The sequence below is a fragment of the Stenotrophomonas sp. SORGH_AS_0321 genome (assembly GCF_031453215.1).
GTDB lineage: Bacteria > Pseudomonadota > Gammaproteobacteria > Xanthomonadales > Xanthomonadaceae > Stenotrophomonas > Stenotrophomonas chelatiphaga.
In genome coordinates, this window is record NZ_JAVIZG010000001.1 from 2509096 (window position 1) to 2530385 (window position 21290).

The 21290-nt window shown below is 66.0% G+C and carries 31 protein-coding genes; 24 read left to right on the top strand and 7 right to left on the bottom strand.

The window, feature by feature from the left end; genetic code table 11:
* Positions 1 to 14 precede the first annotated feature (14 nt).
* From QE373_RS11130 to QE373_RS11195, 14 genes are all read left to right on the top strand, one after another.
* Complete coding sequence (locus tag QE373_RS11130) at positions 15 to 218, top strand: hypothetical protein (RefSeq protein WP_309686472.1); 204 nt, start codon at positions 15 to 17, stop codon at positions 216 to 218.
* 148 nt (positions 219 to 366) lie between these two features.
* A complete protein-coding gene (locus QE373_RS11135) occupies positions 367 to 831 on the top strand; it encodes a hypothetical protein (RefSeq protein ID WP_309686474.1) in 465 nt (154 codons plus the stop codon).
* Positions 828 to 1094, top strand: a complete 267-nt coding sequence (locus tag QE373_RS11140; protein WP_309686477.1) for a hypothetical protein — start codon at positions 828 to 830, stop codon at positions 1092 to 1094. The genes QE373_RS11135 and QE373_RS11140 overlap by 4 nt, the downstream gene beginning before the upstream one ends.
* A complete protein-coding gene (locus QE373_RS11145) occupies positions 1094 to 1258 on the top strand; it encodes a hypothetical protein (protein ID WP_309686480.1) in 165 nt (54 codons plus the stop codon). Before QE373_RS11140 ends, QE373_RS11145 begins: the two co-directional genes overlap by 1 nt.
* Before the next feature lie 64 nt (positions 1259 to 1322).
* Positions 1323 to 1562 (top strand): hypothetical protein, encoded by a 240-nt coding sequence (locus QE373_RS11150; protein WP_309686485.1) that lies wholly within the window; start codon positions 1323 to 1325, stop codon positions 1560 to 1562.
* Complete coding sequence (locus tag QE373_RS11155; protein ID WP_309686488.1) at positions 1559 to 1690, top strand: hypothetical protein; 132 nt, start codon at positions 1559 to 1561, stop codon at positions 1688 to 1690. Before QE373_RS11150 ends, QE373_RS11155 begins: the two co-directional genes overlap by 4 nt.
* A complete protein-coding gene (locus QE373_RS11160) occupies positions 1687 to 1920 on the top strand; it encodes a hypothetical protein (RefSeq protein WP_309686491.1) in 234 nt (77 codons plus the stop codon). The genes QE373_RS11155 and QE373_RS11160 overlap by 4 nt, the downstream gene beginning before the upstream one ends.
* 40 nt (positions 1921 to 1960) lie before the next feature.
* Positions 1961 to 2212 carry a hypothetical protein gene (locus QE373_RS11165; protein ID WP_309686494.1) on the top strand — a complete coding sequence of 84 codons (252 nt, stop codon included), beginning with the start codon at positions 1961 to 1963 and terminating at the stop codon, positions 2210 to 2212.
* 21 nt (positions 2213 to 2233) lie between these two features.
* Complete coding sequence (locus tag QE373_RS11170) at positions 2234 to 2746, top strand: hypothetical protein (protein WP_309686496.1); 513 nt, start codon at positions 2234 to 2236, stop codon at positions 2744 to 2746.
* Positions 2747 to 2843: 97 nt separating this feature from the next.
* On the top strand, positions 2844 to 3116 hold the full coding sequence (locus tag QE373_RS11175) for a KTSC domain-containing protein (RefSeq protein WP_309686498.1): 273 nt from the start codon (positions 2844 to 2846) through the stop codon (positions 3114 to 3116).
* A gap of 330 nt (positions 3117 to 3446) precedes the next feature.
* Entirely contained in the window at positions 3447 to 4292 is an 846-nt protein-coding gene (locus tag QE373_RS11180; protein ID WP_309686500.1) for a recombinase RecT, read from the top strand.
* Between the two features lie 2 nt (positions 4293 to 4294).
* On the top strand, positions 4295 to 6058 hold the full coding sequence (locus QE373_RS11185; protein ID WP_309686503.1) for a lambda-exonuclease family protein: 1764 nt from the start codon (positions 4295 to 4297) through the stop codon (positions 6056 to 6058).
* Positions 6058 to 6348, top strand: coding sequence for a hypothetical protein (locus QE373_RS11190; RefSeq protein WP_309686505.1), 291 nt, complete (start codon positions 6058 to 6060; stop codon positions 6346 to 6348). Before QE373_RS11185 ends, QE373_RS11190 begins: the two co-directional genes overlap by 1 nt.
* Complete coding sequence (locus QE373_RS11195; protein ID WP_309686506.1) at positions 6345 to 6605, top strand: hypothetical protein; 261 nt, start codon at positions 6345 to 6347, stop codon at positions 6603 to 6605. Before QE373_RS11190 ends, QE373_RS11195 begins: the two co-directional genes overlap by 4 nt.
* A 5-nt stretch (positions 6606 to 6610) precedes the next feature.
* Here QE373_RS11195 and QE373_RS11200 read toward each other — a convergent pair whose 3' ends face one another.
* Positions 6611 to 7240 (bottom strand): hypothetical protein, encoded by a 630-nt coding sequence (locus tag QE373_RS11200; protein WP_309686508.1) that lies wholly within the window; start codon positions 7238 to 7240, stop codon positions 6611 to 6613.
* Between the two features lie 32 nt (positions 7241 to 7272).
* Between QE373_RS11200 and QE373_RS11205 the strand changes: the two genes are divergently transcribed.
* The 6 genes from QE373_RS11205 (at position 7273) to QE373_RS11230 (ending at position 11332) form a co-directional block, all read left to right on the top strand.
* A complete protein-coding gene (locus QE373_RS11205) occupies positions 7273 to 7410 on the top strand; it encodes a hypothetical protein (RefSeq protein WP_309686509.1) in 138 nt (45 codons plus the stop codon).
* Positions 7410 to 7727 (top strand): hypothetical protein, encoded by a 318-nt coding sequence (locus tag QE373_RS11210; RefSeq protein WP_309686512.1) that lies wholly within the window; start codon positions 7410 to 7412, stop codon positions 7725 to 7727. The genes QE373_RS11205 and QE373_RS11210 overlap by 1 nt, the downstream gene beginning before the upstream one ends.
* Positions 7720 to 8379: a hypothetical protein gene (locus QE373_RS11215; protein ID WP_309686514.1), complete on the top strand. Its 660-nt coding sequence runs from the start codon at positions 7720 to 7722 to the stop codon at positions 8377 to 8379. The genes QE373_RS11210 and QE373_RS11215 overlap by 8 nt, the downstream gene beginning before the upstream one ends.
* Complete coding sequence (locus tag QE373_RS11220; protein ID WP_309686515.1) at positions 8376 to 8825, top strand: hypothetical protein; 450 nt, start codon at positions 8376 to 8378, stop codon at positions 8823 to 8825. The genes QE373_RS11215 and QE373_RS11220 overlap by 4 nt, the downstream gene beginning before the upstream one ends.
* Complete coding sequence (locus QE373_RS11225) at positions 8818 to 10833, top strand: DNA cytosine methyltransferase (protein ID WP_309686517.1); 2016 nt, start codon at positions 8818 to 8820, stop codon at positions 10831 to 10833. The genes QE373_RS11220 and QE373_RS11225 overlap by 8 nt, the downstream gene beginning before the upstream one ends.
* Before the next feature lie 223 nt (positions 10834 to 11056).
* On the top strand, positions 11057 to 11332 hold the full coding sequence (locus QE373_RS11230) for an AlpA family transcriptional regulator (RefSeq protein ID WP_309686520.1): 276 nt from the start codon (positions 11057 to 11059) through the stop codon (positions 11330 to 11332).
* Positions 11333 to 11622: 290 nt separating this feature from the next.
* Here the strand turns inward: QE373_RS11230 and QE373_RS11235 are convergent, their stop codons facing one another.
* Positions 11623 to 11745 (bottom strand): hypothetical protein, encoded by a 123-nt coding sequence (locus tag QE373_RS11235; RefSeq protein ID WP_309686522.1) that lies wholly within the window; start codon positions 11743 to 11745, stop codon positions 11623 to 11625.
* A 318-nt stretch (positions 11746 to 12063) separates the two neighbouring features.
* Here QE373_RS11235 and QE373_RS11240 point away from each other — a divergent pair, with 318 nt between their 5' ends.
* Positions 12064 to 12516, top strand: coding sequence for a response regulator (locus QE373_RS11240; RefSeq protein WP_057506654.1), 453 nt, complete (start codon positions 12064 to 12066; stop codon positions 12514 to 12516).
* A gap of 78 nt (positions 12517 to 12594) precedes the next feature.
* Here the strand turns inward: QE373_RS11240 and QE373_RS11245 are convergent, their stop codons facing one another.
* Positions 12595 to 12999 carry a hypothetical protein gene (locus tag QE373_RS11245; protein WP_309686524.1) on the bottom strand — a complete coding sequence of 135 codons (405 nt, stop codon included), beginning with the start codon at positions 12997 to 12999 and terminating at the stop codon, positions 12595 to 12597.
* 375 nt (positions 13000 to 13374) lie between these two features.
* Between QE373_RS11245 and QE373_RS11250 the strand changes: the two genes are divergently transcribed.
* Complete coding sequence (locus tag QE373_RS11250) at positions 13375 to 13758, top strand: VOC family protein (RefSeq protein ID WP_309686527.1); 384 nt, start codon at positions 13375 to 13377, stop codon at positions 13756 to 13758.
* 69 nt (positions 13759 to 13827) lie between these two features.
* On the opposite strand, the gene QE373_RS11255 is transcribed toward QE373_RS11250, so the two are convergent.
* Positions 13828 to 14001, bottom strand: a complete 174-nt coding sequence (locus QE373_RS11255) for a DUF1328 domain-containing protein (protein WP_042612362.1) — start codon at positions 13999 to 14001, stop codon at positions 13828 to 13830.
* A 432-nt stretch (positions 14002 to 14433) separates the two neighbouring features.
* On the opposite strand from QE373_RS11255, the gene QE373_RS11260 reads away from it, so the two are divergent.
* Together QE373_RS11260 and QE373_RS11265 are read left to right on the top strand one after the other, a co-directional pair.
* Positions 14434 to 14757, top strand: coding sequence for a hypothetical protein (locus QE373_RS11260; protein ID WP_309686532.1), 324 nt, complete (start codon positions 14434 to 14436; stop codon positions 14755 to 14757).
* A gap of 90 nt (positions 14758 to 14847) precedes the next feature.
* Entirely contained in the window at positions 14848 to 15699 is an 852-nt protein-coding gene (locus tag QE373_RS11265) for an endonuclease/exonuclease/phosphatase family protein (RefSeq protein WP_309686535.1), read from the top strand.
* A 168-nt stretch (positions 15700 to 15867) separates the two neighbouring features.
* Here QE373_RS11265 and QE373_RS11270 read toward each other — a convergent pair whose 3' ends face one another.
* From QE373_RS11270 to QE373_RS11280, 3 genes are all read right to left on the bottom strand, one after another.
* The gene (locus tag QE373_RS11270; RefSeq protein WP_309686538.1) at positions 15868 to 17286 is read right to left on the bottom strand and encodes an efflux transporter outer membrane subunit; all 1419 of its coding nucleotides are present in this window, start codon (positions 17284 to 17286) and stop codon (positions 15868 to 15870) included.
* Positions 17280 to 18017: an SDR family oxidoreductase gene (locus QE373_RS11275; RefSeq protein ID WP_309686540.1), complete on the bottom strand. Its 738-nt coding sequence runs from the start codon at positions 18015 to 18017 to the stop codon at positions 17280 to 17282. Before QE373_RS11275 ends, QE373_RS11270 begins: the two co-directional genes overlap by 7 nt.
* A gap of 69 nt (positions 18018 to 18086) precedes the next feature.
* The gene (locus tag QE373_RS11280; RefSeq protein WP_101098418.1) at positions 18087 to 21257 is read right to left on the bottom strand and encodes a multidrug efflux RND transporter permease subunit; all 3171 of its coding nucleotides are present in this window, start codon (positions 21255 to 21257) and stop codon (positions 18087 to 18089) included.
* Between the last annotated feature and the right edge of the window lie 33 nt (positions 21258 to 21290).

The window sequence follows — 21290 nt, forward strand, 5'->3', positions numbered from 1 at the left end:
CCAGTGGAGAAACCATGGAAGACTTTTTTGACCCTCGCAGCATCGGGTGGCAGATCATCGCGCTCATCTTCATCGTCGTTTGGATGTTCGTTCCCTTCGCAATCCTCGCCATCCGGCGCCTGCTGGTGAAGTCAGTCGCCCAGCAGGAAAGGACGATCGAGCTGCTAGAAGAGATCAAACATGAGGCCGGTCGCATCTCGAGCGACGCCCGGCGTTAAGGTGCCTCAGTACCTGATTTCGTGAATACGGACCTACCGTTCGTCGGCTTGTGCAGCATCGTATTCCTATAGGCATTGACAGTTAGATTCCTATAGGCATACTTCGGTCCAACGCACCACGACATCCGTCGGTGCGGTGGAGACCGACATGGACCGCACCGCCCAAAACCCGATCACTGCCCTGCTGCCCCGCTCGATCACGAAATCGGGCTGGCAAGGCCTTCGTGCAGACCTGCGCTGTGCTGGTGAGTCCCGCACAGAGCGCGACCTGCCGCAGCACCCGGCCAACGCGCTGATCAGCTGCCCGGCCTGCGACGGCTATGGGTCCATCGGCTTCAACGCCAGCTGGCAGCGCGCGCCCGGCGGCACCTCTCCCACCCTCTGCTTCGACTGCAAAGGCAACGGCGTCATCCAAGACGGCGAGGTCGACGTACTGGTGCTGATGCACGGCCAGCGCTGGGCAATGCGCTTCCCTACCCTGCGTGCCCGCCACGAGCCCCGCTACCGCGCGCTGCGCACCACCGCCATGCAGCCCTGCTATGGCCTGAAGGTGACCGAGCTGCGCGCCGGCAATTCCGCCAGCATGTGGGCCCTGTCGAGGGCCGCGGCATGAGCGCCATGGCCGTCATCGATTCGCAGATTGACGAGCTGCGCGCATCTGGGGAAACCGGGAACGTTGAGAACCTCATCGAAGCCCGCGCCGCCTTCGCCGAGCTGATTGAGGCTGATGCCGCCTACGACGTAGCCATGAAGAATCGCGATAGCCGCGCGTATCTCGACTGCGCGGCGATCAAGCAGCGCCGCATCCAACAGCGACTCACCGATGCCTGCCATAGGCGGAACAAGGCCCTCGCCCGCGTCCGGGGTGACGCCTGATGGCCAGCAGCAAGGCTCTCCGCCGTGGATCCGAGACGTTCGAGCGCCGAGTGCGCGAGCTGCTGGCAGCTGGATACAGCGCTTCGGCCATCGCGAAGGTGACCGGCAAGAGCTACCTGCATACGTCACGGATCGTCGCCCGCGTCCAGAAGGAAACCTCCTGATGCGACTCCCTACAGCCGCCAACCGTGCAGTTAACCCGATCAACCACACCCTGAGGACCGCCGCATGAGCGCCAGCATTCTGCCGTTCCGCCGCACCGTGCGCGTCGATCGCGCCGACGGTGTCTTCGCCGCCGTGAACATCATGGCCCGCCGCATGGGCATGCCTGGGCATGCTGCCATGGATGCTGCCATCAAGGCCAAGCAGCAGGTGCTGGCCGGCAAGAAGAGCGGCGCCCGGATCTACGCCGAGGCCAAAGCATCTGTCTCGCTGGCCATCTCCGAGCAGGGAGGAGCCTGCGCATGAGCACCTTCGAACAGAAGCTGGCCAAGGCCACCTGCGAGATGTCCCGCGAGTTCTTCGTCTGGGGTGGGCTGGCCGGCCTGATCGTCGGCGTCGTGTCCACCGTGGTGGTGCAGGCGGTGTTCCCGTGAGCCGCGCGCGCTTCTGCGGCGTGCTGACGCTGCTGGCCTTGGGCCTGGCCATCGGCCTGACGACCGCGGTAGTCGTCTCCAACCTGGACCTCCCGATCATCTGGTTCCCCTTCGGCGCGCTGCTGGTCTGGCTGCTGTGGGGCACCTTCGGCGCCTGGCGCCACTTCACCGCACTGCTGGCCCCTTCCACGAATCCTGCCGCGCCTCTGCCGGCGGACGACCTGCAGTAACTCCCTGCCGACCACGTCGGCCAATCCAATGAGGCTTCAGATGACCGCTCGCATTCTCGGCTCCACCGTCACCGACCGCATCACCGGCTTCAAGGGTGTCGCCGTCGGCCACGTCGAATACCTGACCGGCTGCAACCAGACGCTCGTTGTCCCGCCGGTGGATGCCGAAGGGAAGCTGCGTGACGGCCAGTGGTTCGACGACCAGCGCCTGCAGGTCAGCGAAGGCGTGCCGGTGACGCTCGATAACTCGGCCACGCCCGGCCACGACGCAGCGCCCTCCCGCAACTACTGACCGAGGTCCCCAATGTTCAACTTGGCAAAGAACCCTGCCGTCATCACCAACGTCAACGTGCGCATCGAGAAGCATGGCGACGAGCGTGCGCTGGCAGTGGATATCAACGTCGTGACCAGCACCAGCAACACGGCGCTGGACCACTTCGACAAAGAGCTGCGGAAGTCCCTGTTCCGCAAGCCGGTGCGCGGCGAACAGCAGTCGCTGCCGACCATCGGCGACCACCTGACCGAGATCAAGATCCCGAGCCTGGAGCCGCTGAAGGTCGGCCACCAGTTCAAGGGGTTCGAGCTGCAGATCGATGGCGAGCTGGAAAACACCCAGCCGATCTTCCTGGTCGACGTGGCCCTGAAGAAGTTCGTGATCACCCCGAAGGAAGGCGGCAGCGTCGAGCTGAAGTTCAAGGCCTCGGCCAACGTGGATCCGGACGAAGTGGCCGAGCTGACCGAAGCGCTGATCCGCGAGAACGTCGTGCTGTCCCTGACCCCCGGCAAGACCGAAGAAGAACAGCAGCAGGAAGACCTCGCTGCCTGATCCCCCTGCCCCGCGCTTCCCCCCTGTAGCGCGAGGCGCCTGCCGCCGGCCAGGAGCTGTACGCCGGCACCCATCATCCACCGCCCTGGAGCTACCCATGCCTCTCATCAAGATGGAGGACGTCGTGTCCTCGCAGATCCACAGCATCGGCCACGACCCGGAAACCAACACCCTGGCCATCCGCTTCACCAAGGGATACGGCGCCAACCGCGGCCCCGGCTCGCTGTACCACTACAGCAACTTTACCGCCGCCGACTTCGAAGCCTTCAAGGGCGCCGAGTCGCTGGGCAAGCACTTCGGCGGCTACATCAAGGCGTTCCCGGCGAAGTACCCGTATCACAAGGTCGCCGAGGAGCAGCAGGCCGCCTGACCGATCACGGAGAGGAATGCGCAGGCTGATGCGCAGCGAGATGGAATGCCGCAGTTCAAGGGCGCGGCTGCCATAGGTGGTAATGACGGGGCGCTTCGGCATAACCGTCTAAGCGCTGGATCAGTGCCACCCAGCAAGCCGGAGATCAGCACCGGCCCTCTCCACCAGTAAATCGCGGGTTCGATTCCCGCTAGGTGGCGACGTTGTGGTCAAGACGAGATGCGGTTCGATTCCGTGAAGGGGCATTGGAAGCCAAAGCCCGCGTGGTCCCGGCGATACGGGACACCCCATTCCTACAACGCCGGCCATGCCGGCCGGAGATCCAGCGACATGAACGTTCCCGCCATAAAGGAGCAGACCGCGCTCGCCGCGCAGCCGCGCCAGCAGTTCGACCTGAGTCCGCAGACCTTCGAGCAGGCCCTGACCTTCTGCGACTACCTCGCCGACAGCGACCTGGTCCCGAAGGATTTCAAGGGGAAGCCCGCCAACTGCCTCATCGCGATCCAGTGGGGTTCGGAGCTGGGCTTGAAGCCGCTGCAGGCAGTGCAGAACATCGCCGTCATCAACGGGCGCGCGGCGCTGTGGGGCGATGCGGTGATCGCCCTGGTGCGCAGCTCGCCGCTCTGTGAGTACATCACCGAATCGGACGACGGCAACGCCGCGATCTGCAAGGTGAAGCGCCGCGGCGAAGCCGAAGAGATCCGCGTCTTCAGCATGGACGACGCGAAGGCTGCAGGCCTGGCAGGCAAACAAGGCCCGTGGACGCAGTACCCGAAGCGCATGCGCCAGATGCGCGCGCGTGCCTTCGCTCTGCGCGACGTCTTCCCCGACGTGCTGCGCGGCATGCCCATCGCCGAAGAGGTCATGGACATCCCCATGGCGGGCGCCGCCCAGGCTGATCCGGCCCGAGCCGCCATCGAGGGCGAGTCCGAGAAGCAGCTCCCGTTCTATCCGGAAGCGGACTTCAAGGCCAACCTGCCGAAGTGGTGGGACCTCATCGTCAGCGGCAAGAAGACCGCCGACGACGTGATCGCCACCTTGCAGACCAAGGGGCGCTTCACGGCCGAGCAGCTGAAGGACATCAGGAACCCGCCGAAGGATGAGGACGAAGGCGAGCCCCAGAGCGACGTCGCAGCTGCTGCTGGCGGCGTGACCCAGACTGCCGTGGAGCGCTGACCATGAAAATCGTGAGCCTGATCCAGGGGACGCCGGAATGGCACGCCCACCGCGCCAGCCACTTCAACGCCAGCGACGCGCCGGCGATGCTGGGACTGTCCCCCTACAAGACCCGCGCGCAGCTGATCCGCGAGCTGGCGACCGGCGCACTGCCGGATATCGACGAGGCCACGCAGCGCCGTTTCGATGACGGCCACCGGTACGAAGCACTGGCCCGGCCGCTGGCGGAGCAGATCATCGGCGAAGAGCTGTACCCGGTCGTCGGCGTCGAAGGTCCCTACTCCGCTTCCTACGACGGCCTGACCCTGCTGGGCGACGCTGCGTTCGAGCACAAGTCCCTCAACGACACGCTGCGCGCGGCCATGTTCGAAGGCTGCACAGGTGCGGATCTGCCCGAGATCTACCAGGTCCAGATGGAGCACCAACTGCTGGTCAGCATCGAGACCGACCGCGTGCTGTTCATGGCGTCGAAGTGGGACGCCGAGGGCAACCTGATGGAAGAGCGGCACTGCCTCTACACGGCCAACCATGAGCTGCGCGCGCGCATCGTCGCCGGCTGGGCCCAGCTGGAAGCCGATGTGGCTGCCTACGAGCCGGAAGCCGCAGCTCAGCCTGCAGCCGCCGGCCGCGCCCCGGACCAGATGCCGGCTCTGCTGATCGAGGTCACCGGCCAGGTCACGCAGTCCAACCTCGCCGCGTGGAAGGAGCAGGCGATCGCGGTGTTCCAGGGAATCAGCACCGACCTGAGCACGGATCAGGACTTCGCCGATGCCGAGAAGACGGTGAAGTGGTGCGGCGACATCGAGGACCAGCTGAAGGGTGCCAAGCAGCACGCGCTCAGCCAGACGGCCAGCATCGACGAGCTGTTCCGCACGATCGACGCCATCAGCGAAGAGGCCCGCGCCACCCGGCTGCGCCTGGACAAGCTGGTCAAGGCGCGGAAGGAAGAGCGCCGCAGCGAGATCGGCAACGATGCTCGCCGCGCGGTGCAGCAGCACATCCTCGGCATCAACGAGACGCTGGACGAGCACGGCCTGCCGATGCCGTCGACGCTGATCCCGGACATCCAGGCCGCCATGAAGGGGAAGAAGTCCTTCAGCAGCATGCAGGAGGCGGTCAGCTCGGTGGTGGCCAATGCCAAGATCACCGCCAGCCAGACCGCCGACCGCGTCCGCGCCAACATGGCGGTGCTGGCCGAGCATCCGGAGCACGCATCCCTTTTCGCCGATCGCGTGCGGCTGGTGGCCGAGAAGGCGACCGACGACCTGCGCAACCTGGTGCTGGCCCGCATCAACGAGCACGAGCAGCGCGAGGCAAAGCGCCGCGAGGATGAGCGGGCGAAGATGCGCGAGGAAGAGGAAGCCAAGGCGCGGAAGAAGCTGGCCGACGAAGAAGCTGCGCGCGTCGCGGCTGCTGATGCTGCTGCCGCCGCTGCTGCTGCTCCTGCGCCCGAGCCGTCGTCCGAGCCTGTGGTCGCGTCACAGCCCGCGCCTGCGCCGGCAGTGCGCAGCGTGCCCACCAGCCCCGCGCCGTGCCCGGCAGCTGCTGCAGCTCCGCGCGAGGTGGAGAAGATCAAGCTGGGCGACATCAACTCGATCATCCATCCGATGTCGGTGTCGGCAGACGGCCTGGCGCTGCTCGGCTTCAAGCCGCTCAACACCACCGGCGCGGCCAAGCTGTACGACGCGGCGAACTTCGAGGCGATGTGCCAGGCCATGGTGGCGCGCCTGCAGGACGTCTCCCGCAGCTACCCGAAGGCAGCCTGATGAACCTCTGGCGCACCACCGAGGTTCGGGCGCTGCGCCAGATGGCCGGCAGTGACGCGATGACCGTCGCTGCCGCCTTGGGCCGGACGCCGCGCGCGGTCCAGGACATGGCCCGCCGGCAGGGAACGCCGGTACCGCGCCAGCAGCACGTCCTGTACTGGCCCACCGCCACGAAGCGCCGCGCCCGCGCAATGCGGGCCAGTGGCCACACCGTCAACCAGATCAGCGCCGCGCTGGGTATCCCATTCGGGACCGTGCGCCGCTGGGTATACGAAGGAGCAGCAGCATGATCGCTCGCCACGCCACCCGCCGCGCACCGAAGGCCACGCTCGGCTTCGCCTGGGGCCGCTTCCCGACCGAGGATGGCTCGGTCATCACCTACCGCCTGTACCGCCGCGACCTTCGCCGCGCGGTGCACATGCACGTCGTCAGCTTCTTCGTCCACGACGACGCGCGCACGGCTGCCGCGATCCTGCGCCGCGCGCGCAAGTTCCTCCGCGACAAGGTAGACGACATCGACCTGGTGGCGATGGGGGTGGCCGCGTGAACAGACTAGCTATTGCGTCCCAAGATAGAGCTCAACTCGGTAAGCGCCACAGTCAGAGCGTCGGCAGCACTCTGCACGCGCAACTCTATTATTTGCCGGTACAAGTCATCTCCAATTTCGCCGTTGGGTTCCTCAAAGCCATGCGCCGCCTTGAGTGCGAGCGACATGTTCGAAATGGCGCCTGTAATGCTGTCGCACGCCGACGTAGGCAGTACGTGCAATCGGCTCATCACGGATGCGGAAAGTGGCATCTGTTCTGCCTCCAACTGGAGCCGCAGGGCGGAACGCTCTCTGCTGCTCACATAGTCTTTCTTCCCAAACTCTTGCAACGTCTCGAGAACCACTGCTGCAGCGAGAGCTGTGTGTCGAAGCTCAGCCTGCAGAAAACCAGCGAGGACACGTGCTTCTCTCTTCCGAAGTTCTTCCTCTCTGCTTTCGGACGCCCCTGCGAGCCGATTAGCGGCTCGGCCGAGCATGAACACTGCTACTGCCGAACCGGCAGTCACGACCGTGGTCAACAGAGCCACGCAAAGCGACAGCGCTGCGACGACCACCGCCCAGGCGTCCCACCAAACCTCGCATTTAGTTCCGGGTGGCCAGCACTGCGAAACGCCTTGCATCCATTCGTAAGCCATCTGATCCCCCTGTCTCGAGAGGCAATTCTGCCATGACCTACATCCATCCGAACGACCGGGTCTACGCGCTGGAGCGTGCTCTGGCCGCCGCTGTCGCCCTGGGCGAGGAACGCAAGGTGCTGGAAGACCTGCGCGAGATCCTGGCCGAAGCCCGGCGGGACGCCCGCTGATGAGCGCCCTCGTGCTGGCACCGGCGCAGGACCGCGCGCCGACGCGCATGCGGCAGCCGACCAAGGCAGCCCTGCGCCAGTGGCTGGTCCAGGCAACCGACCGGATCGAGCAGCTACAGGCGGAAGTCGCCGAGCTGCGTGCTGCCGGCGGGCTCGTTGGTGCCGAGCGCGACCAGCTGCTGGCCGACCTCATCGAGGCGGCAACGAACCTGGGCCACTTCGAGACGTTGCGCAGCAGCCCCCAAGAAACCATCGACTACTGGCGCACCGAGGTGCAGCAGCACCGCGCCGCCCTGACTGGAGAGACCCATGAGTGACCTGGAACGTTTTGCATTGAAGGCGCTTGTTGCCGCTGGCCACGTCGAGCAGTCGAAGGTCGACGAAGCGATCGCTATCGGCGCTGCTGCTGGTACGCGGCAGGTTGGCGCGGTGCAGGAACCGGTGCTGTTCGCGGTGGAGAGCAAGGCGTTCGAAGCGCATGCTGCCTCGCGCAAGCTCAACCTGGACCAGCACCCGCTGCACTATCTGTTCCTCGACCGCGTAACCGATGAAGCTCGACACGCGTGGAAAGCGGCTCTGCTGTTCTCCCCGCCCGCGCGGGCCGTGGACCCGCAAGATCCTTGGCGCGGCCTGTACAGCCCGCACCTCATGCCGACGCTGGATGGCGTCAACCTGTACCACGTAGCCCACCCCGATCTTCCGTCGTGGCCGAAGAATGAAGACGAAGAGCGCGGCATCGGGCCGCTGATCACCGCGCAGGGCTTTGCCGTGGAGGTGGTGTTCGGCGAGTACCCGGAAGATGAAGGCGAAGAGGTGGATTACTGCGCCTGGCTCGCCAGCTGGACCCCGGAGGCGCCCGCAGGCGATCACTGGCGCCTGGTCGGCATCCAGGACACCGAGGATGGCCCGGCTGCGTTCTTCGTCCGTCCGCTGGCCCTGATCGACGGCGGCAAGGCGGTGCAGTCGTGAGCCTCCCCTACGAGAACGCCACCAGCGGTAGCAATGCGATAAACGACATCCAGAAGATGCTGCGCGCCTTCGGCTGCCAGCGCTTCGCCACCGGCGAGGACTACGAGACGGGCGAGCTCTTCATCCAGTTCGAGCACCGCGGCCGGCAGGTGCAGCTGAAGGCCAGCGCGCGGGGCTACGCCGCCGCCTGGCTGCGCGAGCATCCATACGGCCCGCGCGTGCGCGCCACCAAGGCCGAGCACGAATCGAAGGCGTTGAAGATCGGCGGTATCGCGGTCTACTCAATCCTGCGCGACTGGGTCAAGGGCCAGGTCACCGCGATCGAGATCGGGATGCTGACCTTCGAAGCCGCATTCCTGTCCCACATCCTGCTGCCCAATGGTCAAACGATCATTGAGCACGTCCAGCAGCAGAAGCTGATTCCGCAGGAGAGCTCCAATGGCTGATGGATCCCGCTCGCCCGAAATCCGCATCAGCCCGAAGTCCCGCACCCGCGCCGCGCTGGTCGGCGACTTGTTCTGCGGCGCCGGCGGACTTTCCAACGGTGCGGCGCGCGCCATGCGCGAGCTCGGCCGGCCGGTACAGCTGATCGCCGTGAACCACTGGCCGGTCGCGATTGAGACGAACCGCCGTAACCACGCGGACCATTCCAACCGGATCCACTGCGCCGACCTGGAGTCCGCGCTGCCGCTGACGCTGGTGCCGGAGGGCCGTCTGGACCTGCTGATCGCCGCCCCTTCCTGCGTCTTCCACAGCCGCGCGCGCGGCGGCCGGCCCGTGCACGACCAGCAGCGCATGGATCCCTGGCACGTGGTGCGTTGGTGCACCGAGCTGCGCGTCACCCGGATCCTGGTCGAGAACGTGCCGGAGTTCATGGACTGGGGTCCGTGCAGCCTGGTCACCGGCCGGCCGATCAAGTCGCGCCGCGGTGAGTACTTCCGCGCCTGGGTGGCAGCGCTGGAGGCCGTCGGCTTCAAGGTCGATTGGAAGGTGCTGACCTGCGCCGACTACGGCGACCCGACGACGCGCCGGCGCTTCTTCCTGATTGGCCGCAGTGACGGTAAACGCCTTCGTTGGCCGGAGCCCAGTCATGACCGCGTCGGCGGCACCGACCTGCTGGGCAGCCGGCAGCGCTGGCGCGGAGCGCGCGAGGTGATCGACTGGTCCATGACTGGCAACAGCATCTTCCGTAGGAAGAAGCCGCTGAAGCCGAACACGTTGCGGCGCATCGCCGCCGGGGCGGTGAAGTATTCGTGGCCCCAGCCGTACATCGATGCCGTGCAGGCGCTGCTGAACGGCACTGCCCCGCGTCTGGTCTTCAGCCACGCCGAAGCGATTGAGCTGGGACTGATCCAAGCCGAGCCGGTAGTCATCCACATGCGAGGCACCAGCGACCAGCACCTGCTGGCGTCGGCACGCTCTGCCGATGAGCCACTGCCCACGCTGACTGCCGGCGGCACCCACGTCGGCCTGGTGCTCGCCACCAGCAGCGGTGGCGCAGCGCGCGACCTAGATCAGCCTCTGCCGACAATCACCACGGGCGGCGCCGGCAGCGAGCGGCCGGGCTGCGCACGCCCGCAGCTGGTCGAGCCGCTGCTGATGGCGACGGCCAGCGGCGGCACCGCACGGCCTGTCGCCGAGCCGGTACCCACGATCACCACCGGAGGCAACGGTGCTCGACCCCAGCTGATCGAGGCGATCATCGTTCCGACCTCCAATAGCAGCAGCGCCGGCGTGCCGCGCTCGGTCGCCGACCCGATCCGAACTGTCACCACTGCCAAGGGCGGCGACCAGGCCATGGCCGTACCGCTGGTAGCGCAGTACTACGGTGCCACCGCCACTGCGCAGTCAGTGGCCGAGCCCGTGCCGTCGGTCACCACCAAGGCTCGTTTTGGCCTGGCCGAGCCGGTGCTGATGCGCGCTGGCCACGGAGACAGTGATGGACGTGACCCGGCCAGTCGCGTACTGGACGCCGACGCACCGATGCCTGCCCTTACCGGCTCGAATGAGGTCGCGCTGGCTGAGCCGATCGTCATGCGCGGCAACGTCGGTACCGGCCGGACTGGCGACATGCGCACGGCCAGCGAGCCGATGCCCACCATCACCTGCTCCGAGTCGCTGGCGCTGGCCGAGCCCTTTGCCTTGCCCATTACGCACCACGGCGACCACCGAACCCACGGCATGAACGATCCGCTGCCGACCATCACCGGTGCCAACCGTGGCGAGCTGGGCCTGGCGATGCCGGGCGCTGGGCTGGCGGACGAGGTGGTCATCGACATCAACTACCGGATGCTGCACTGGCGCGAGCTTGCCCGGGCCACGTCGTTCGATGACGAGGGGGAGGTCTACGACTTCGCCGGCAACGCCACCGAGATCACCAAGCAGATCGGCAACGCGGTGCCGAACCGCACCGCGAAGGCCCTGGTGATGAGCCTGATGAGGGAAGCAGCATGAGCGCGCATCAGCACAAACACACCGCGCGCGTGCTGCTTCACGAAGCCCGCGTCCGGAGGGGTTCGCCGTTCTCCGACGTGCTGCTCCGCTGGGCGGGGAACGCCCGGCGGCGTGCAGAAGCCGCAGCTACGGCGGCAGCCTCGGTGCTGGCCTCTCCTGTCCAACAGGACCTATTCCCCGCCCCCACACCAGTCAGCCGCGACCGCGCGGCGAAGGAGACAAGATGACCAGCACCGTACACCCAATCGCCCCCCGCCGACTGCTGCGCCGGGCTGAGGTCATGGACCGGGTCGGCCTGGCCAAGTCGACCCTGTATTCGCGCATTTCGGCCGGAACGTTCCCCAAACCGGTGAACCTGGGGGCATCGGTTCGATGGGTCGAATCGGAGGTCGACGCATGGATCGCGGCGCAGATTTCAGCCCGCGATCATGGCACCGAAGAAGGGGGTACAGCTGGGGGTACAGATGGCCCCGGTCACACTCCACCCCTTGCGGCATAAGGCCTGAGCCTTCGCATCGGGTAGAGCCCACCTCCACCATTGAAGGGACCGAGAAGGTCCGCGAGAGCCCGGAAACCCCCGCAGTTCAAGGGTTTCCGGGCTTTTTCGTTTACCGCTTCAGTCATCCTGCGCCAAAGAACCGCGATGGATGCGCGACAGCCTCCGGCCCGCATGGGACCGGAAATACCCGGTGTCGCCGGTCAGGGCATAACGGCATGCGGCCCAGGCCGATACCAACGGTGAGGCGTGCCAATGGCGCGCTTTTGTGTAGGCGTAGCGAACAGCACCCATCAGGCAATCGATCTCCTGATGGCATCGCGCCGCAAGCGGAGCTTCTTCCATACCAATGTGGCCGCCTGCAGCACGACCAGCGTCGAGGCAAAGGCTGCGGCAATGCCGAGCAGCGCAATCATGAGCTCCATGAGTGAGTCCTGTGTGTGGGGGGCTTTTCACGCCTACGCAGGCTTTCACCTCCGTGCAGAGTCCCCCTGCTGACCCTTCGCGCAGCGTCAATTTGTCGACGCGACGGTTAAACCCGCGTGATTCTGACGCGTTTGGCCGCAGCGGACGTCCAAGGTGCGAGGACGGTCACAGATCAGTCTGAACAAACATCCTGAAGCGTTAATATTAACCGTTCATCAGAGTACTGACAGCGGCGCAGCCTCATGCAAATCTATGCGCCCCCTACGCCAGACCAGTGACGCTGGCGAATCGATCCAGAAGGACGCTGCATGAGAGACCTGCGACCGATACTGCTCGTAGAAGACAGCCTGCAGGACGCAGAGCTGACCATCGCCGCACTGGCCCGCTGCCAGTTGCTCAATCCGGTCATCCACGTGCGCGATGGCGAAGAAGCGCTGGATTACCTGCGCAGCACCGGACGCTATGCCGGCCAGCACCACGGTGGCCCGGTCGTCGTGCTGCTGGACCTGAAACTGCCCAAGTTGAATGGCCTGGAAGTGCTCGCCGAGATCCGCCGTGACGCCGCCCTGCGACATACCCCGGTGGTGATGCTGACCGCCTCCCGCCAGGACCGCGACCTGGTGAAAAGCTACGAAGTGGGCGTGAATGCCTTCGTGGTCAAGCCGCTCGACTTCGATGAATTCCTGTCCGCCGTACAGGAGCTTGGCATGTTCTGGGGAGTGACCAACCAGCCGCCGCCCCCGTTCCTGCCGACCGCCTGAGGCGGATGCTTCGCGCAGCCGGTCGCGCGGCACGCGGATCCACTGCATCGGGGTCGTTGCACGCCTCCTCGCCGGCCTTCATGCGTTGGTCCACATCGCGCCGGCATGGCCCTTCAACAGTTCCCGCCCGCACACGATCAGGCACTCCACGCTCTGTTCGGACACCATGCTGGCGGTGATGTGGTCCTGCTGGAGCAGATGCGCGGTGTGCAGGATATCCAGGATGTTGGACAGCGCGCGCAGCGTGCTGACCGGGACCGCCGTGCTTTCATCCTGCGTCGGGTCGGCCGCATGGCTCGGGCGCTGCAGCGTGCCGGTGGCCGGTCGCAGTGGCACCACCACGGCGCACGATCGGGAACGCTCCGCCTCCATCGCTTCCAGCCGCTGTTCCAGCTTTTCGATGAAATGCGGCGGGAAGTCGAGCATCTTGTCGCCCATCAGGGCGTGCAGGCGCTCGGCACTCAGCGGGTGTTTCGGGTCCATTGGCATACCTCACAAGGCGGGAGGCCACCGGCGACGAGGCACGCGGTGGCAGGCGATGCGGGTTGGCGTACCGGGCAAGTAGACAAAATATCCGGCGGATCAGGGATCCCACGCACCGCCCGCCATGGAACCGGAGGGCAGCGCAGTGCATTCTCCGCCGTGCCCAAGGGGCAAAACAGAGACATATGTCTACTTACGATCAGGACGCCAATCCCGACTGACGCTCTACGTCGCCAGTGGTCCTATCCAACCATCGGCACCCCACTGCGTACATGGGCGAATCTGCAAAAAGAAAGGCCGCCAGCGCCGTACCCCGCGCAGTGCTGAAGCCGACACACCGCTATGCTCACTGTCCGTTCCCCACTGCGGTGTCCGATGTTCCATCATCTTTCTCTGGGCGTAAGCGACCTCGCCCGCGCCGGTTGCTTCTACGACGCCTCCCTCGGCGCACTGGGCTTTCGCCGCGTCTTCGATGGCGGTGAATCCATCGGCTATGGCCTGGTCGACGACCAGGACCTGTTGCTGCTCAACCTCACCGACGATGCCGCCGTGCCACTTGATGGCTTCCACATCGCGTTTGCCGCGACATCGCAGGAGGCCGTTGATGCCTTCCACCGTGACGGTGTCAGCGCCGGCGGCCGGGACAAGGGTGCGCCCGGCCCCCGCCCCGATTACGGCCCCCACTACTACGCGGCCTTCCTCATCGATCCCGATGGGCACCACGTCGAAGCGGTGATCAACAAAACTGTAATCGGCTGATCCCCGCCCAGTAAAAAAGCCGCATCGTCTCCGATGCGGCTTTTTGCTTAAACGCTCGCGAAAGGCCGGTCAGGTCACTTTCTTGGCGATCGTCATGCCGAGCAGGAACAGGACCACGGCGATGATGATGCCCGCCCAGAACAGGAACTTGGCGATGCCGACCGACGCGCCGGCGATGCCGCCGAAGCCGAGGGCACCGGCGATGAGGCCGATGATGGCGAAGATGATGGCCCACTTGATCATGACAGTCCTTTCCGACAGGGAGTTACGTGTTGGCCCAAGCGTATCGGGAAGAATGTCGTTTGCTGGTGATTCCGCCGATTGCGTCGGGTGAAGGGCCTCGGCAGGCAATGCCGACGTGATTGCATGTAATCCGCTGACGACCTGTCACGCACTGTGTCGCGTTCCGGACAATAGCCCGCCTTGGCAGAAACACGCGCCCTGCTCGATGCACGTGGCTTCGCCGTTTCCTTGGGACGCGGTCACGCCGGCGACTACGCCGTCGATTGCGCCTTCGCAGATGCCTGATTCCCGCTTGCCGCCACCACGCGGCGACGCCCCATCTCCCTTGCTGCAGGAGACCAGCACCATGGATAAACCCGCTACCCCACCGCCGCGCCGCGTCGCCATTACCGGTTACGGCGCCATCAGCTCGATGGGTACCAGCGCTCGTTGGTGACCGGCCTGAGAGGCAACAAGGGCCAGGTCGGCTACGCCGCCAGCCGCGTTCCGGCGGCGCTGACCAGCATGATCTGCGTGGTGCTGCTGCCATGGGCCACCTATGCGCTTTCCGGCGCGGGCGTGATCGCGCCCCTGCTGCGCGCGGTGCTGGTTGCCATTGCCAGCGTATTCCTGCTGCGCGCGCTGCTGGGCCCGTTCGTGCTGGTCGGCAATGGCCGTAGTGCCCGCTTTGTCTGGGTCAGCTCGGCCCTCTGCCTGGTGTACGGGCTGTTGTTCCTGATGGGCCTGGTGCAGCGATGGGATGCACTGCCCGCATGATGCGCCAACCAGCCGGAACGGCACATCCGATCCCTTCCCTTCCATGCGAACCTTGTCCCGACCTTGTTTGACTGGAATGGAGGGATTCCCATGTTGCACCGTCTGCGGCGCCCTGCCGCTTTGCTCCTGTTGGCGCTTGCGCTGCCTGCCGCGGCGGCCACCCCGCCCGCACCGCTGAAGGTAATGTCCTTCAACGTACGCACGCCCGCGGATACCGCGCCGCAGAAACGCTGGCCGGACCGCCGCGAGGCGCTGGTGGCGACCATCCGCACGGCGCACCCGGATGTGATGGGAACCCAGGAACTGGTCAAGGAGCAGGCCGACTACGTGGCCGCGCAGTTGCCGGACTACCGGTGGTTCGGTGAAGGACGGCGTGGCGGCGATGGCGATGAGCACATGGGCGTGTTCTACGACAGCAAGGCGCTGGCGCTTGAACAGTCTGGAAACTTCTGGCTTTCCGATACACCGGAGGTGCCGGGCAGCATCAGCTGGGGCAACCTGTTCCCGCGCATGGTCACCTGGGGGCTGTTCCGCCGCGCGGCAGACGGGCGGCGGTTCTATCTGTTCAACACCCACCTGCCCTACCGCGATGAGGACGAGCCACGGCGGGTGCGCAGCGCGCAGGCTATCGTGGCGCACCTGAAAACGCTGCCGGCCGATATCCCGGTGGTGGTGACCGGTGACTTCAACAGTGAACCGGGCGGGCCTACGTATGCCGCGTTTACCACGGCATTGCAGGATGCGCGCACACAGGTCGCCGAACCGCTGGGGCCGAAGAAGACGTTCCACGATTTCACCGGGAAGGCGACCACGGAACTGGACTGGGTGCTGGTGCGCGGGTTCAAGGCGCGCAGCTTCGCTACGCTGGATGCACGGGTAGACGGCATCCTGCCGTCCGATCATTTCCCGCTGGTCGTGGAGCTGGAGTGGGATGCACGGTAAGCCAACGGCATGACGGCCAGCGGCCGTCATTACCGGGGGTGGCCTACGCTGGCGCTGCGGCATGACGGCCAGCGGCCGTCACTACCGGGGGTGGCCTGCGCTGGCGCTGCGGCATGACGGCCAGCGGCCGTCACCCACCCACGACCGACGGTCGTCACCCCGCCAGGGTCAGTTGGCCAGCGCGATGGTTGGCTGCGCTGCCTGGCCCCAGCCGCCGAGCGCCTTGTACACACCGACCACGCTGACGTTGACCTCTGCTTCGGCGGCGGACAATGCATCATCGGCCGACAGCTGCGTGCGCTGCGCATCGAGCAGGGTCAGGAAGTCTTCCGAGCCCTCGCGATAGCGGATCTGCGCCAGCGTTTCCGCACGCCGTGCGGCCTGCGCCTGCTCGGCGACGATCGCCAGCCGGGCCTGCTGCTTGGCATACCGGGTCAACGCGTTTTCGGTGTCTTCCAACGCCAGCAGCACGGCCTGTTCGTACTGCGCCGCCACGCCATCGGCTTCGGCCTTGCTGGCCTTCAACCGCGCACGCACGGTGCCGAAATCGAACGCAGCCCAGCTCAGCGACGGGGTCAGCGACCACGCTTTGTTGTTGCCGTTGACCAGCCCGCTGGCATCACCGCCAAGGAAGCCGACGAAGCCGGTCAGCGACAGCCGCGGGAACAGATCCGCCGTGGCTACGCCGATACGCGCCGTGGCTGCGGCGAGCCGCCGTTCGGCCACGCGTACGTCCGCACGCTGGCGCAGCAGTTCGCGGGTATCCCCCAGCGGCAACGCCTTGGCGAAGGCCGGCACCTCGCGCGGGGCCAGCACGCTGTCCAGCGCATCCGGGCGCAGGCCCAGCAGCACCGCCAGGCGATGCCGCGACTGGGTCTGGGCGACCTCCAGCAGCGGGATGTCGGCCTCGATGGCCTTCAAGCGCGCCCGGCTGCTCTGCACGTCCAGCTCACTGCCGGCGCCCAGGTTCCAGCGGGTTTCGGTCAGCTTCTGGGTGTCGCGCAGGTTGCCCAGGGTCTGTTCGGCCACCGCGATCCGCTTCTGCGTGCCGCGCAGTTCGAAGTAGTTGCGTGCCACTTCGGCAGCGACCAGCACCTGGGCGTCGGCCAGGTTGGCCCACTCCGCATCCAGGTCCGCGCGGGCCGCCTCGGCAGCGCGACGCTGGCGACCGAACAGGTCCAGCTCCCAGCCGGCGTCGAAGCCGAGCTGGTAGGTTTCACTGAACACACGTTCGCCACCGGCCAGCGCATCGGGCTGCTTGCGGCGGTCATACGAGCCGCCCGCAGTGACGTGCGGGGCCTGGTCCAGCCGGCTTTCCACGAACACCGCACGGGCCTGCCGCACGCGCGAAACCGAGACACGAAGATCAAGGTTGTCGGCCAGCGCGCGGTGCACCAGTTCCTCCAGCACCGGATCATCGAACTGGGCCCACCAGGTCGCCACCGGCGACTCGGTGCTGTACACCGGTGCCGCCGATCCCTGCAGGGTCACCGGTGCTTCCACCGGTGCCGTGTAGTTGGGTCCGACGGTCACGCAGCCAGCCAGCAGCACGCTGGTCAGGGCGACCACCAGGGTCTTGATCACCACGGCAGCACCTCGCCCAGGTAGGTGAAGCTGCCGTTCGGGCCATCGGCATCCAGCAGCGCCATCTGCACGCTGGACTGCGCGCCGACGGACACTTCCACTTCGCCTTCGCCACCGTTCATGTCGGTCTTTACGTAACCCGGATGCACGGTGTTGACCTTGTGCGCGGTATCGCGCAGTTCGTAGGCCAGCTGTGCGGTCCAGGCGTTCACCGCGCTCTTGGACACGTTGTAGGCCGGCACCTTGAAGTCATAGATCGGCGAGCCCGGCTGGCTGTGCAGGGTGATCGAACCGAGCAGGCTGGACACGTTGACGATGCGGGCAGCAGCCGATCCGCGCAGCAGCGGCAGGAAGGCCTGGGTCACCGCCACCAGCGCGAACACGTTGGTGTCGAAGGTGCGGCGCCAGGCGTCCAGCGACTGCTGCGACGGTGCCTTGCTGATGTCATCGAGCAGGATGCCGGCGTTGTTGACCAGGATGTCCAGCCGGCCGTGGCGCGCGCGGACCTGCTCGACGGCAGCGGCGATGCTGGCGTCATCGGTGACGTCCAGCTCGATCGCTTCCACCGGCAGCCCTTCGGCCTGCAGCTTCAGTGCGACCTCCACGGCGGTGTCGCGCTTGCGGCCGGCCAGCAGGGTGTGCACGCCGGCCTGCGCCAGCTGGCGCACGGTCTCGGTGCCGATACCCCGGGTAGCGCCGGTCACCAGGGCGATCTTGTTGGTATTCGCGTTCATTGTGTGGCTCCAGGTTGGATCAGGGGGGTAGCGCCGAGCCCTGCTCGGCGGCTACCGGGGAGGAACAGATCAGTGATGCAGCGTGGATTCGCCGTGGGTCACCAGCTGGCCACCGCCATTGCGGGTGACGAACTTGCGCAAGGCCACGTAGAACACCGGGGTCAGGAACAGCCCGAACAACGTTACGCCCAGCATGCCGGCGAACACCGTGATGCCGGTGACCGAGCGGACTTCGGCGCCTGCACCATGGGACAGCACCAGCGGCACGGTGCCGGCGATGAAGGCGATGGAGGTCATCACGATCGGGCGAAGGCGCAGGCGGCAGGCTTCCAGCGCCGCTTCGACGATGCCCTTGCCGCCCATTTCCAGCTCGCGGGCGAACTCGACGATCAGGATCGCGTTCTTGCACGCCAGGCCCATCAGCACCACCAGGCCGACCTGCACGAAGACGTTGTTGTCACCGCCGGTCAGCCACACCCCGAACAGCGCCGACAGCAGGGTCATCGGCACGATCAGGATCACCGCCAGCGGCAGCGACCAGCTTTCATACAGCGCGGCGAGCACCAGGAAGGCCAGCATCACCGCCACCGGGAACACGATCAGCGCCGCATTGCCCTGGGTGGCCTGCTGGTAGCTCAGGTCGGTCCATTCGGTGACCATGCCCGGCGGCAGCACCTGGGCGGCGATTTCGGTCAGCTTGGCCATGCCTTCGGTGGACGACAGCAGGCGCGGATCGGTTTCACCGGCCAGGTCGGCGGCCGGGTAGCCGTTGAAGCGCAGCACCGGGTCCGGGCCGAAGGTCTGCTTGACGGTGACCATCGAACCGATCGGCACCATTTCGCCACGGTCGTTGCGGGTACGCAGGCGGCCGATGTCTTCCACGCTGTCACGGAACTGGCCATCGGCCTGGGCGATCACCTGCCAGGTACGGCCGAACTGGTTGAAGTCGTTGACGTAGGACGAACCGAGATAGGTCTGCAGCGTGTCGAACAGTTCGGTCAGCTGCACGCCCTGGGCCTTGGCCTTGACGCGGTCCACTTCGGCATCCAGCTGCGGCACGTTGGCCTGGTAGCTGGTGATCGGGAAGGCCATGCCGGGGGTCTGCGAAACAGCGCCCTGCATGGTCTGCACGGCCGTCTGCAGCGCACCGTAACCCAGGTTGCCGCGGTCTTCGATGAACATCTGGTAGCCGTTGCCGTTGCCCAACCCGAGGATCGGCGGCGGCATCATTGAGAACGCGAAGCCTTCCTGCAGCGCGGCGATCTTCTGGTTGATCTCCGCGTTGATCTGCGCGGCGGTGCGGCCATTGCGCTCACTGAAGGGCTTCAGCGGCACGAAGGCTACGCCGGTGTTGGGCGTATTGGTGAACTGCAGTGCGTTGAGGCCCGGGAAGGAAATGGTGTGCGCCACGCCGTCGGTTTCCATGGCGATCTGCGCGACCTTCTTCAGCATCGCGTCGGTACGGGCGATGGAAGAACCTTCCGGCAGCTTCACGCCGGCGATCAGGTACAGCTTGTCCTGGGTGGGGATGAAGCCCGGCGGGACCAGCTTGAACATGACCCCGGTGCCGACCAGCAGCAGGGCATACACCACGAACACCGCGCCGCGCTTGCCGAGGATGTTCGACACGCTGCGCTCGTACTTTTCCGAGCTGGACTTGAAGAAGCGGTTGAACGGACGGAAGATCCAGCCGAACAGGCGGTCGATGATGCGCGTCGGCGCATCCTTGGCCGCGTCGTGCGGCTTGAGCAGGCGCGCGGCCAGGGCCGGCGACAGGGTCAGCGAGTTGATCGCCGAAATCACCGTGGAAATGGCGATGGTGACCGCGAACTGCTTGTAGAACTGGCCGGTGACACCGGACAGGAAGGCCATCGGCACGAACACCGCGCACAGCACCAGCGCGATGGCGACGATCGGGCCGGACACTTCCTTCATCGCCTGGTGGGCCGCCGCGGTCGGCGACAGGCCTTCTTCGATGTTGCGCTCGACGTTCTCCACCACCACGATCGCATCATCGACCACGATGCCGATCGCCAGCACCAGCCCGAACAGGCTCAAGGTGTTGATCGAGAAGCCCAGCAGGTACAGCGCGGCGAACGTGCCCACGATGGACACCGGCACGGCAATCAGCGGGATGATCGAGGCACGCCAGGTCTGCAGGAACAGGATCACCACCAGCACCACCAGCGCGATGGCTTCCAGCAGGGTGGACACCACCGCCTTGATCGAGTCGCGCACGAAGATGGTGGTGTCATACACCGCTTCGTACTTGACGTCGGCCGGGAAGGTCTTCTGCATTTCGTCCATGGTGTTCATGACGGCATCGCGGATTTCCAGCGCGTTGGCACCCGGTGCCTGGAAGATGCCGATACCCACCGCGTTCTTGCCATCCAGCTGCGAACGCAGGGTGTAGTCACCGGCACCCAGCTCCAGGCGGGCGACATCGGACAGGCGCACCACTTCACCGTCAACGCCGCTCTTGAGCACGATGTCGTTGAATTCCTGCTCGCTCTTCAGCCGGCCCTGCGCATTGATCAGGGTCAGGAACTGGCTGTTGGGCATCGGTTCGGCACCGAGCTGGCCGGCCGACACCTGCACGTTCTGCTCGCGCATCGCGCCGACCACGTCGCTGGCGGTCAGGCCGCGCGCGGCGATCTTGTCCGGGTCCAGCCAGGCGCGCATGGCGTAGTCACCGCCACCGAAGATCTGTGCATCACCCACGCCCTGGATGCGCGACAGCGCGTCCTTGACGTGCAGGCGGGCGTAGTTGCGCAGGTAAAGCGTGTCGTACTTTCCGTTCGGCGAGGTCAGGTGCACCACCATCAGGAAGGTCGGCGACTGCTTCTGCGTGGTCACGCCCTGGCGCCGCACGTCTTCGGGAAGACGCGCCTGGGCCTGCGCCACGCGGTTCTGCACCTTCACCGCGGCCGCGTCCGGGTCGGTGCCCGGGCGGAAGGTGATGGTCATCTGCAGCACGCCGTCGGAACCGGCGACGGACTTCATGTACATCATGTCCTCCACGCCGTTGATCGCTTCTTCCAGCGGCGTGGCCACCGTTTCTGCGATCACTTTCGGGTTGGCGCCCGGGTACACGGTACGCACCACCACCGAAGGGGGGACGACGTCGGGGTATTCACCGGTCGGCAGCAGCGGGATGCTGATCAGGCCGGCGGCGAAGATGATGATCGACAACACCGCCGCGAAGATCGGCCTGTCGATGAAAAAGCGGGAGAAATCCATGGGAATGTCCTTGGGTTTGGCCGGCGTGGGGGT